The organism is Bacteroides reticulotermitis JCM 10512, from assembly GCF_000517545.1.
In the GTDB taxonomy this organism is placed as follows: domain Bacteria; phylum Bacteroidota; class Bacteroidia; order Bacteroidales; family Bacteroidaceae; genus Bacteroides; species Bacteroides reticulotermitis.
In genome coordinates, this window is the sequence record NZ_BAIV01000008.1 from 58,550 (window position 1) to 69,452 (window position 10,903).

The following is a 10,903-nucleotide window of genomic DNA, read 5'->3' on the forward strand; positions in this document are numbered from 1 at the left end:
AGTTTTACGATTTGGTAGCAAAAGGACTCGCTTCTTTAGGCTACACTGGTAATGGCGCATTACAAGCATACATCCAAGATATGTTTGCCATCAAGTATAATGCGGAGGCCATATATTCTCAAATGGGATTTCCTATTAATCCTAACGTTCCCATCAATCCTACTTATGAGCAGATAGAGGGTGCATTGAGGGTTTACACTATGGCAACTTATGTGGATATTGATTCTGACGGGCCTACTAAGTCCACTGACGGGGTCACCTTAAAACAAGGAGGTTTACCTATATTCAAACATGAAGTTGTGCTTTCTCGTAAAACAATAAAGGAGAAGATGATGCTTGCCGATGCTATTGGAGGATCTACCTCTGACATTGAAAGCGTGATTATGGAGCTATTGTTCAGTGGACTTGATGACCTTTTGGGTGGTAACTATAATACGATGCGCTATCAACGCCACCAAATTGTATCTAATTTTGGGAAGTTGGATATTAATGCCAATAATAATCCATTGGGCACCCCAATGACTATTGATTTCTCTGTTCCGGCAAAGAACAAGAAAACATCCAAATGGTTCACGATTGATGCAAACGGTAATGTAACACAGGATGCTGATGTAGGTGTATCGGTAGACCCGATTAAGATCATGAAGGACACGAAGCGGAATGCAGAGGATAACGATTTTGCACCGCAGGGACACTGGGAGGTTAATAAGGCGACATTTGACGCTTTCATAGAGCTTCCTTACATACGTACTATGTATTCCGTCGCAGTTCGTCCGGATATTACTGATGCAGGGAATCAGTTGGCTTTTGCCAATATGCAGGCTGATAGCACCATTAAGTCGTGGATAGAAGCTCGTATCGGTGCTCGCATTGATGTTATAGACGCTATTTCCTCTATCGAGAAGTTCGATAAAGCGAACAAGATAAGCTATACTAACGTGCGTAGCTTCAATAACGGAGTATTCGTGTATGTACCTGATGGTGCCATTGGCGATGTTCAGTTTGGAAAACCTATCTATATGGAAACTCCGGGAGCGCGCGTCGCTTTATACGACGGTGGCAGAACTCTTATCCGTCAAGTCTTCAATGATGAAACCATGACACAGGTGGTTAAGTCTGAGGTTACCGGATTAGTAGTGCCTAACAAGACTCGATGGTTCTATTACTTAACGGTACAAGGATAGTAGTATGTCCGATAATGCTCAAAATACAAATACCATCACAACTCCCGTAGAAGATTTTCTGAGGGGTTGTGTTGGTTATGATGTGACTGATGAGGCCTTAAATACGATTTTAATTGGTAGGAGAATAAATGCAGGAACCCCTGTCTCAGAGCTTTCTAAGAGACAACTTGACTTATGCAGAGCTGATGCATATATGTGGTGCACTACTATTCCGAGTACTTCGGGGAGTGTGGAAGACGCAGATGCGGGATGGAAGCATAAAGAGGGAGGTTCTCAGAAATCATCTTCCGATAATAGCCGATTAATATCAATGGCTAATTCAATTTACAACATGTATGGAGAGTTAACGGTTGGGTCGTCTATCCGAATTTCATCTAGAGGAATGAGACTATGGCCAAGACGAAGGTAAATAATCCTCGATTCCCTCACACGTGTAAAATTTACCGAGAAGAGGGTGCAACAAACTGGGATGACGGACAACAAGTCGTTATTTACGAGGGAGAATGCCGGAAGTACAAAAATGCGGCATCTCGTTTTAATGAAGTTATTATTGCGGATTATGGACTGTCAATACCTGGCACTATAGAGGGGATTAAAATTGGAGATTCATTGGACGTGATAGATCCTTCGGGTTCTTTCACAAAATGCGAAATAAAGGTTTGTAATCCCGGTAATTTGGGAACAACGGTTTATTTTAATTATACACCAAACTAACATGGCAAATAATACGCAAGTACTAAATAGAGGGTTTAAGAAAGCTCAACAGATCGCAAATGATTATATAGCTAATCAGCTTATAAAAGTTTGCGAGATGCTTGTGGATGATGCTGTTAAGAGATACAAATCTCCCGTAGGACCATTCACGGGAAACACGATAACAGGCTATGCATGTGGAGTGTACCTTAATGGGACTCTATTTTATTATTACAAAAATGATGGGATAAAATCACCATTGAGGGGGAAACTGAAAAAGGGGGAATCTGTTAGTCTTGCGCCAGACTACGGCGGACGGACTAGGTCAATGACAGGTAGGATTAACACCGACGGGGAATATGGGCATGAGCACTCCTTCAAGTTCTTACGGGCGTATAACTCCAAGGTGAAGAGTGGTGTTGAAATAGTTATGTGTAGCGGAACGGAATACTCAACATACATCGAGACGGTACTTGATGGTAACGTCTTGACCGACACATTCCGAAATGCAAAACAAATATTGGCGAACAACATAAAACCAATGAACTAATGGCACAAGCGTTCCCAAGAAGTAAAGTCTTGCGATACCTAGATTCAAGATTATCTGGCATAAGTAAGGTGTACACGTCAAACAGGCCTACGGCTACTGAGCCAGCAGAAAACTTCATTGTGATTGATTTGCCTGGCACAATGCTTGATACTGGTGCCTACTTTGATTCAGCTTTGAGGATTGACCTTTTTCAGAAAGACAGACAAGGCGGGCTTGAGGCTACGGATAAACTGGAAACACTTATGCAGTCTGTCATGGGGCTATTCCCCATCGTAAATAAAGACTTGCGATTTAGGGCTATTTCCCCGAGATTGGTGGCAGGCGGAAGCGATGACAAGGGATTTCATTACCTGATGATATATGCGACGATAATTATTGATTAAACACAAAACATAAACTTTTTAAAAATAAAACATTATGGCAGCAATTAGTATTACAACACCTGTAGAAGACCTTAAAACCGTCTTCGACAACCCGAAGGAGGTTTATTTTAACCCCACAGCAACCGACGACATTGCAGCTCTATCTGCATTGGATAAAATGCTCCCTATTATTGAGAGCCAAGCGACTATTGATACCGGATCAGCTACCGTCAACCGTACGAAACTGATTGATGGGAGAACATGGGCATCTTTTGCCACATCTGGAGACCCAGATATTGCGCTTCAGGTAGCATCTATTGATGGAACTATCACGGATCTTTTTCTGAATAAAGCAGGTGCGGCAATCACAATGACCAATACGTTTAAAGGGAAAAATTTCGCTGGCCAGGGTTATAATCTCAGCGTGAAGAAAGTTACCGGGTCTTTGCTGTATGTCAGCCAGACTGGTTCGGAACTTATCTTAATGCCGAATGTGGAAATCTATGCATCTTTTAATGCTGGAGGGTCTGAGACCGCCGCTTATTTCAACCTACAGATTAACCCGATGGAAAACGAGAACGGAGTCGCTATTGCTTATCTAACGGAGACGGTCGCCCCTGGTGGATAAGATACTTTTTCGATAAATCAACAGATAAGAGGTGGTGAGCCAAAGTAGCCGCCGCCTCTTTCTTTTTAATACCTAACACAATACGCAAAATAGTATGGGAAAACAAATAACTCAGCCAGAATTGCAAGCAGAGAAAGAGCTAAGCTCTATTATAGAGAATGGTTCAGACCAAGTAAATATAGGAAAGGATTCTTATAAAGTCAAGTGGTTGCATCCGATCACAAACCGAAAGATATCCAGGCTGATGCTAAAAGAGGGAAATGACAGCACTATAAGCTATAAAGTAGCTGCGGCGATTGTAGTAAATAGCCTTTGGGGACTATGGCTTATATATCCTATCCTATGGCGGTGGTTTTTCTTTGTGAAAAGATACACGGAGGGTGACCTCTCAGATGTCATCGCAATGGGTAAAAAAAAAATTCAGCTTTCGGAGTATTATCTGAATATCATATTAATGACAGATATGAAGGATACGATAATGGGGATGACGAAGAAAGAAATGTTAGCTATCCGTCAAGAACAAATTACGGCGCAATCTGGGAATTCGCAAAAGAGTACGGATGGATGATGCAGCCTAAGACTTTCTTCTTTGGGCTAATCACTGTGCCGATGTATTATTTCAATTGCGTCATGACCAGTGCGCAGATTGATTTAATAGCATCCGATAAGCCGGTTAATTACATGAAGAAGGATAAAAAAGGCGAGAAAAAAGGTAAGACGAATCTCGGTAAACCGACTGATGAAAAAGTTCAAGCGGCTATTGAACGATACAAAGCACTACAACACAAATAATAGAATAAAGACATGGCAAAGCTCGGCGATTTGTATTTTGGCATACAGTATAAGAACGACCTCAATTCTATTGAAAGGGCTAAGAAGCAAGCACAGGAAAGGATTAAGGACCTTAATGTAAAATTTGGCATTAAGCCTACAATTACAAGAGCAGACTTGGCTCGCGAGATAAAAGACTCTCTTGCTGGCAAAAAGTTCAAGATTGATATTGTAGTAGACAAAATGAGCGCAACCAAGGCTGTTCAGGAGGCAATACGCACTGCCGGTGTGGGAAATGGAAAGTTTACAGCCGATGACGCCAGATTTGAAAGATCTAATGCCGCAAGAATTAAAGCCGAGGCCTATGCGTCCGCTCAAGCTGAATTAACACGTAAACGGGCGGCTGACGCAAGCAAGGCAGAATTGTATCTAGCATCCGCTAGAGAAAGGGCTGCCCGTGGAGCTAATTCCCATGCGGCTGCATCACTCAATCTTAATTCTGCGATGTCGGGGAATATCCGCATTGCGGGAGAGCTGAGAAATCAATTGATGGGGCTGTATTCTGTATATGCAGCAGAGAGGTTCCTAAGGAGTGTAATTGAAATTGGAGGTAAGTTCGAGCAACAGCGCATCGCTCTTGGTGCAATCATAGGGGATGGCACGAAAGCGGAGACAATTTTTCAAAGAATTAAAGATCTAGCCATTATTTCGCCTTTCAGTTTCATGGATCTGACAGGATATGCGAAGCAACTTACTGCATTTAATATCCCGTATAATGAATTATTTGATACCACAAAAAGGCTTGCTGATATTTCAGCCGGGCTTGGTGTGGATATGAATCGTATCATTCTGGCTTACGGTCAGGTTCGGAGTGCGGCATTCTTGCGTGGGCAGGAATTAAGGCAATTCACAGAAGCCGGCATTCCGATGGTTCAGGCATTGGCTGATAAGTTCGGGGCATTGGAAGGGCGAGTGATTAGCGCAGGTGAAGTCATGGACATGATTTCTAAAAAGAAAGTATCTTTCTCAGATGTTCAAGACATACTATGGGAAATGACAGATGATGGCGGACGTTTCTTTAACATGCAGGAAAAGTTGGCTGACAGCCTTTATGGGAAATGGATAAACCTCGAAGACCAATGGGATGTCATGTTATCCAGTATAGCTGAGGGGAACAACGGAGCTTTGCGAGGAATGCTTGATATAGCCGGCGAAGCGATGGAGCATTGGCAAGGGCTTATATCAGCTATAACCGGAATGGTTGCTGCTTATGGTGTTTATAAAACGGCAGTAATTGCTTCAAACAGCATTAGCAAAGCCAATATAGCCATCACTGCATTGCAATCGGCGCAACTGAAGAATTTAATAACTCTCACAAAATCACAGGCTGGAGCCCAATTACTTCTCAACAAAGCGATGTCAATCAACCCGTGGGTTTTGGCCGCTGTTGCTATAGGCGCGGTTGTGGCCGCCGTTGCATATGCTAAAAAAGGTATAGTAACGGCAGAGGAAGCCGTAAGAAGCCTCAATGTAGAGTTCGAAAAGTTCAACTCTAAGTTAGATGAATCTAAAGAAAAGAGTGAGAGGCATATTTCTGTAATGTTTGATGAGGGCAAGTCTATAATGGATAAGCGGAGGGCATATGAAAACTTGCAAAAAGTATACCCAGCTTTATTCAAGAACACGGAATACGAACAAGCGTTATTACGTGGAAAAGTCGAATTGTTAAATAGCGTGAATAGAGCTACTGCGACTTCATCTAGAGTGAATGCGCAGAGGGTTCTTGAAGAAGCCAGAGTAGATCTATTTAATGCGTATAAGGCGTATGAAGCAAATGGGGGCGATGGAAAAACAGGTGAGTCTAAAGTTTATAAAGATTTGTTGGATGCCGCAAAAGCGAGGGTTCAAGCAGCTAAAACCTTTTATGACGGTGCATTGGCTATAGACAAAGGAATCCAAGACAATATACAAGAGTCATGGTTTAAGACTGCATCTGGTATGTCCAAGGGATTCAAGGGGCTTAATCCAAAAGATGATGAGGGATTTGACGCTTACCTAGATCGACTTAAAGAGAGCATTGACGAGTTAGAGAAAAAACTTAAATTTAGGGACAAAAATAATCTTTTCACTGCAAAAGATTGGAAAGATACCAATGATGAACTTGAAAAAACACGAAAAATATACAAGGCGTTGGGAGGGGTGGAAAAAGAGAAAACCGAAAGCGCGAAAGACCCTGTGGCAGATAAATGGAAAGAGCGTATTGATCTAGTTAAACAATTTATATCGGAGTATGAGAAGTATTCTGAAACCATAGGGAAAGATGCTGCGTTGACTAAATTAAAATCCAGCCCCATATTTTCCCCATTGTTTGGCGATGGCTTTGACCCGAATAATCCGTCTGCATATCTTGATAAAATCATAGATAAACTAAATTCGGATAAGAAGAAACAGCGGTCTAGTATAAATCTTGCAGAAAATATAAAATTTGATATAAACCAAAAGAGTATACAAGATAACGCAAAAAGGGCACTTTCTGATATGCAAATGTACCTTTCTGAGACAACTCAAAAATGGGATTTGTATAAATCACTGTTTGATACAACGGGAAATAAGGCGTTTTCTGTCAAAGCCGCTTTTGGTGGAGATATCCAGTTTAGTTCCGTAATTGAACAGCTCCGTAATGATATAGAGAAAGAGATGTCAAAAAATAGTAGGGTAAATGTATCTTTCTCTACACTTATAGGGATGTCCCCTGAAAATATCAAAAAAGAATATGGAGAGATGCTTTCGGTAATGGTTAATGAATACCAAGATCAGAACCAAAAGATAAAAGCTGAAAGTCTAAAGAATGCGGCAGAACTTATCAAAACTTACAGAGATTATGAAGATAAGAGAGTCGAAATAATCAGAAAAGGTGAAAAGGCTATTTCCGATCTTATGGCTGCTCCCGGAGGTGTAAATCAGAATGTCATTAATCAAGTTAGAAAGAAAACGCAAGAAGAGATAGCGTCTTTGGAATTTGATCAGTTTAAGGATAGTGATTTGTGGGCAAAGACGTTTGAGGATTTAGATCGTCTATCGACTTCTACCATAAATTTAATACTAAAAAAGCTGGAAGAGTTTAAGAATACCGCAGGTAAGAATCTCCCAGTAGAGGATTTCAAATCTCTTATGTCTACTTTGAGAAAGATAAGAGAAGAAAATGAAAACAGGAATCCTTTTAAAGCTATAACCGATGGACTCAATCAATTAACGGAAGCTTATCGGAGTCACAAAATAGCTAAGGAAGAAGCGAATAGAGCTAAATCTCAATTAGATTTTATTCAGGCTGGTGGTAAGGTTTTGAGCGGAGCAAGCGGGCGGGAAACTCGACTAGAAACGACAGATCTCGGCAATGGTATAAGATATGAAAGTGAGGTAGTAGATAAGCTCGTACCCAAATATAAAACACTTAACGAGGCTAAGGATGAATCATCAAAAGCAGATGCAAAACTCGCATCTACTAAAGATCAAATAAAAGAGGCCTTTAAAACTACTGCTGGAGGTGCTGCATTTGTTGCTAAAGGATTTGACGCCGCTTCATCCGCTGCAGGGAGTCTATCTTCAATGTTCGATGCATTAGGGAATGAGGGGGCCGCGGATGCTCTCAACGAAATCGCGGGTATTGCTTCCGGTCTCGGTGGTGTTGCTTCAGGGTTTGCATCTTTTGCTAGTGGTGATATTTTGGGTGGAATTACATCCTCTATTTCTGGAATAACTGGTATTATAGGATCTATCGCTCAGGCTCACGATAAGAAATTGGATAGGGCTATTAAGCGGAGCCAGCAAGAAGCCCAGAAATTACAAAACATATACGAACAGATCGAAAAGTCATTAGATCGGTTCTTGGGTAGTGGAACTGACCTCAAATTGGTTGATGCGGAAAACGATGGAAAAAGGATTGAGCAATTGACCAATCAGATAAACTCCATCCGCAGTAAAGATAGGATAGGGCTCTTTGATGATATAAATTTGAGGAAATATTCTGCTGAAGTATCTAAATTAGAAAAGAGAATTAAGGCTTACCAAGAGGGTGGGGCTTATGGGTATCAGCAGCAATTACTAAAGGAGCAACTAGCGGAACTCGAGAAACAGAGGTCAGCCGAGAGTGATAAAAAGAAATCAGACCAAAGCAAGATATTAGACTATGAAAATCAAATATCTGAATTAAGGGAGCAAATTAGATATTTTTCAGAAGATCTAGCGAATACTTTATATGGTATTGATCTCAAAGATTGGGCATCTCAATTGGGAGACGCTCTATATGAAGCATGGCAAAAAGGAGAAGATGGGGCTACTGCATTTAAAAACAAAGTGGCGGATATCATGGGCAGCGTAATGAACGAGGTGCTTAAGGTTCAGATATTACAGCCGATGATGAACGACGTAAGAAAAGCATTGTTTGGAGAAGATGGAGAAAGCGGGTACTTTGGCAAAGATAAAAAGTTAGACTCAAGCGAAGTCGAAGGTATTGCAGGCATTATAATGAGTGGGATTAGTGCGGTTGATAAGTACAATGCTGCCCTTAATGACGTTGATAAGTACCTTAATAAACACGGAATCAGCTTGAAGGATTCAGGTTCTAGTTCTGGGCTATCCTCTAGTATATCATCTTCTATTACAGAGGATCAGTTTAATCTAGTATCTTCCTACGTGAATTCAATGAGGGCTGATTTAGCTAAACAACTAGAGCAAGTTCGTAAATATGTATCTGATGATTTCCCGAAGATCAGCGTTTTAGCTCAAGCCCAATTAAATGAGCTGCGTAGGATATCGACTAACACAGCAAGAAGCGCGGCATCGGCGGAAGAAATTATGGATTTACTCAATTCCGTGTCTAATGGTACCAGAACTTTTAAAATGACATAATATGGACATACTTAACAAGACGTTAAAAGAGAGGGCTATACTATTTGGGCTTTGCGAGCAATGGAAAGGCGAATGGACATCCGACATGGATAAGCAGGGGCTTATTGATATGTACAAACGTGGTATTGATTTCTGCTTTAGGAATCAATACCCCAGCAACGAATTTATCAAAGATAATTTTGATCGGCAATTATTGATTGAGAATGCGATGTTTATTGATGAGTCCATTGATGAGTTTAATTCTCCATCTCCTTGCATTTTACTAGGGAGTACTTCTGGTAAACTATCCTTTGATAAATTTTCCTCATGCGATATATATCTGCGTGACAATGTTGATATTGAAATATCAGCAAAAGACTTCTCGAGGGTTTTTATTAATGTATATGGAAGCGCAAAAGTTCGCGTGGTGCAGGATGGGGTGGCAAAGATTTATGTATATAAGCACGGAGATCATTGCAAAGTTAGCAACGAGGGTGATGTCTTAATTAGAATAGGCGAGGATTATTAACCTCGCTACTTGGAATGAGAAATCAAAACCAATATTTGCCAATGCTACATTCAAAGAACTTTTTGGCTTCTTCATAATTGGATAAAACACGTGTGTCTATAGACCTAATGGACTCATCGTAAATGTCTCCATATGTTTCCTTGTAGCATTTTAGCAAATAATTATATTTGATCTCGTAATCTTTTTCAGGGGATGTAGAGCTCATCGATTTGGCTGCTTTTTTTACATTGTTATATACATCATAAACATCTTCAATGAAATTCCTCTTTATTATGTCCATCGATGTATCTCTATTCCCTAAAATCAACTCCGCCTTTGCGCAATAATGCGGATCTGGGGCTATACGCGAAACTTTTTCCCCTATTCTCCTAATATTATTTGTCATTTCCCATAATTTAAAAAATAATATTATTTGGAGAATTCCAAACACGATAACGACGATCGCTGTAATACCAAAAAATGATGTTCCCATATTTATGTAAATTTAAAAATTATCACAAATGAATGGAATTAATTGCAAACGGTCAAACATTTTATCTATTTTATTTAATATCCACTCGAATTTTGGGCAATCTCCAATCACTTTTTAGGTGTTCAAAGGATGTCTAATATTCGCTCTATTAGCGTAAATATCAAATATGTTTCTATAAAGTTGTATATTTAGCGATTATTTTATTATATTTGCGATGAAGTATTCTTTCAATAGGTATTAGGGGTTTTAGGCTCGTTATTCGGTTATTTACCGGTAGCGAGCCTTTTTATTTAACACGACACGTACATGACAGTAAAGGCATATAGCATATTATTCCAAAAGGCAAAAGACGGATCACCCGTAAAAGACCTGCTTACTGACTTTTCGATGGGATGTGTTGCATTTCCATTTAAACTATCAGGGGATGTAAAGGAGCTGCCTATGGATGATTACCCTGACGAGGACGGAGAAGATGTGTTTATCCCTGAAATCTTGACTGTAAAAGCGTATGACTTGGATGTGGATTTCTCCTACAAAGGAGCGGATGCAGAAAATGGAGTGCGAGTTTTTATAGACTATCTCCTTGGACATGATGGTACTGGAGCTTCCTTGAAGGTTTATAATCCATATATAAAGATGGGGCGTAGTAAGATCTACATTACAGGGTTTAGCGAACCGGAATTCAATCGTGAAAATGACGAAGAAATCGCAAATTTTACTATTTCATTCAGAGTGACAGATCCCCGAACAAGAGTAGTTCCATCATATGATGGCAATAACAACATTATAGGACTCACAACGACATAACACAATGTGGATAGTTTTCG

At 40.3% G+C, this 10,903-nt stretch carries 11 protein-coding genes; 10 read left to right on the top strand and 1 reads right to left on the bottom strand.

Annotated features, from left to right (window positions below):
• Positions 1–11 precede the first annotated feature (11 nt).
• The 9 genes from JCM10512_RS06335 (at position 12) to JCM10512_RS06375 (ending at position 9,604) form a co-directional block, all read left to right on the top strand.
• Positions 12–1,184: a major capsid protein gene (locus JCM10512_RS06335; protein ID WP_158332186.1), complete on the top strand. Its 1,173-nt coding sequence runs from the start codon at positions 12–14 to the stop codon at positions 1,182–1,184.
• A 390-nt stretch (positions 1,185–1,574) separates the two neighbouring features.
• Positions 1,575–1,898 (top strand): hypothetical protein, encoded by a 324-nt coding sequence (locus JCM10512_RS06340; protein ID WP_044161495.1) that lies wholly within the window; start codon positions 1,575–1,577, stop codon positions 1,896–1,898.
• Position 1,899: 1 nt separating this feature from the next.
• Positions 1,900–2,427, top strand: coding sequence for a hypothetical protein (locus JCM10512_RS06345; protein WP_044161496.1), 528 nt, complete (start codon positions 1,900–1,902; stop codon positions 2,425–2,427).
• A 140-nt stretch (positions 2,428–2,567) separates the two neighbouring features.
• A complete protein-coding gene (locus tag JCM10512_RS22405) occupies positions 2,568–2,810 on the top strand; it encodes a hypothetical protein (protein WP_148298291.1) in 243 nt (80 codons plus the stop codon).
• Positions 2,811–2,844: 34 nt separating this feature from the next.
• Positions 2,845–3,417 carry a hypothetical protein gene (locus JCM10512_RS06355; protein ID WP_044161501.1) on the top strand — a complete coding sequence of 191 codons (573 nt, stop codon included), beginning with the start codon at positions 2,845–2,847 and terminating at the stop codon, positions 3,415–3,417.
• A gap of 94 nt (positions 3,418–3,511) precedes the next feature.
• Positions 3,512–3,985, top strand: coding sequence for a hypothetical protein (locus tag JCM10512_RS06360; RefSeq protein ID WP_044161504.1), 474 nt, complete (start codon positions 3,512–3,514; stop codon positions 3,983–3,985).
• Positions 3,982–4,209: a hypothetical protein gene (locus tag JCM10512_RS06365; protein ID WP_044161507.1), complete on the top strand. Its 228-nt coding sequence runs from the start codon at positions 3,982–3,984 to the stop codon at positions 4,207–4,209. Before JCM10512_RS06360 ends, JCM10512_RS06365 begins: the two co-directional genes overlap by 4 nt.
• A gap of 12 nt (positions 4,210–4,221) precedes the next feature.
• Positions 4,222–9,096 carry a tape measure protein gene (locus JCM10512_RS06370; protein WP_044161509.1) on the top strand — a complete coding sequence of 1,625 codons (4,875 nt, stop codon included), beginning with the start codon at positions 4,222–4,224 and terminating at the stop codon, positions 9,094–9,096.
• Between the two features lies 1 nt (position 9,097).
• Complete coding sequence (locus JCM10512_RS06375; protein ID WP_044161511.1) at positions 9,098–9,604, top strand: hypothetical protein; 507 nt, start codon at positions 9,098–9,100, stop codon at positions 9,602–9,604.
• A 22-nt stretch (positions 9,605–9,626) separates the two neighbouring features.
• Here JCM10512_RS06375 and JCM10512_RS21260 read toward each other — a convergent pair whose 3' ends face one another.
• Positions 9,627–10,076 carry a hypothetical protein gene (locus tag JCM10512_RS21260; protein ID WP_052517123.1) on the bottom strand — a complete coding sequence of 150 codons (450 nt, stop codon included), beginning with the start codon at positions 10,074–10,076 and terminating at the stop codon, positions 9,627–9,629.
• Between the two features lie 306 nt (positions 10,077–10,382).
• On the opposite strand from JCM10512_RS21260, the gene JCM10512_RS06385 reads away from it, so the two are divergent.
• Positions 10,383–10,883 carry a hypothetical protein gene (locus JCM10512_RS06385; protein ID WP_044161512.1) on the top strand — a complete coding sequence of 167 codons (501 nt, stop codon included), beginning with the start codon at positions 10,383–10,385 and terminating at the stop codon, positions 10,881–10,883.
• Positions 10,884–10,903 lie beyond the last annotated feature (20 nt).

What these genes read in the sequence shown, in the direction of transcription:
- JCM10512_RS06375 (WP_044161511.1), top strand. Translation starts at nt 9,098, where the DNA reads ATGGACATACTTAACAAGACGTTAAAAGAGAGGGCTATACTATTTGGG.
- JCM10512_RS06360 (WP_044161504.1), top strand. Translation starts at nt 3,512, where the DNA reads ATGGGAAAACAAATAACTCAGCCAGAATTGCAAGCAGAGAAAGAGCTA.
- JCM10512_RS22405 (WP_148298291.1), top strand. Translation starts at nt 2,568, where the DNA reads ATGCTTGATACTGGTGCCTACTTTGATTCAGCTTTGAGGATTGACCTT.
- JCM10512_RS06370 (WP_044161509.1), top strand. Translation starts at nt 4,222, where the DNA reads ATGGCAAAGCTCGGCGATTTGTATTTTGGCATACAGTATAAGAACGAC.
- JCM10512_RS06355 (WP_044161501.1), top strand. Translation starts at nt 2,845, where the DNA reads ATGGCAGCAATTAGTATTACAACACCTGTAGAAGACCTTAAAACCGTC.
- JCM10512_RS06385 (WP_044161512.1), top strand. Translation starts at nt 10,383, where the DNA reads ATGACAGTAAAGGCATATAGCATATTATTCCAAAAGGCAAAAGACGGA.
- JCM10512_RS21260 (WP_052517123.1), bottom strand. Translation starts at nt 10,076, where the DNA reads ATGGGAACATCATTTTTTGGTATTACAGCGATCGTCGTTATCGTGTTT.
- JCM10512_RS06365 (WP_044161507.1), top strand. Translation starts at nt 3,982, where the DNA reads ATGATGCAGCCTAAGACTTTCTTCTTTGGGCTAATCACTGTGCCGATG.
- JCM10512_RS06345 (WP_044161496.1), top strand. Translation starts at nt 1,900, where the DNA reads ATGGCAAATAATACGCAAGTACTAAATAGAGGGTTTAAGAAAGCTCAA.
- JCM10512_RS06340 (WP_044161495.1), top strand. Translation starts at nt 1,575, where the DNA reads ATGGCCAAGACGAAGGTAAATAATCCTCGATTCCCTCACACGTGTAAA.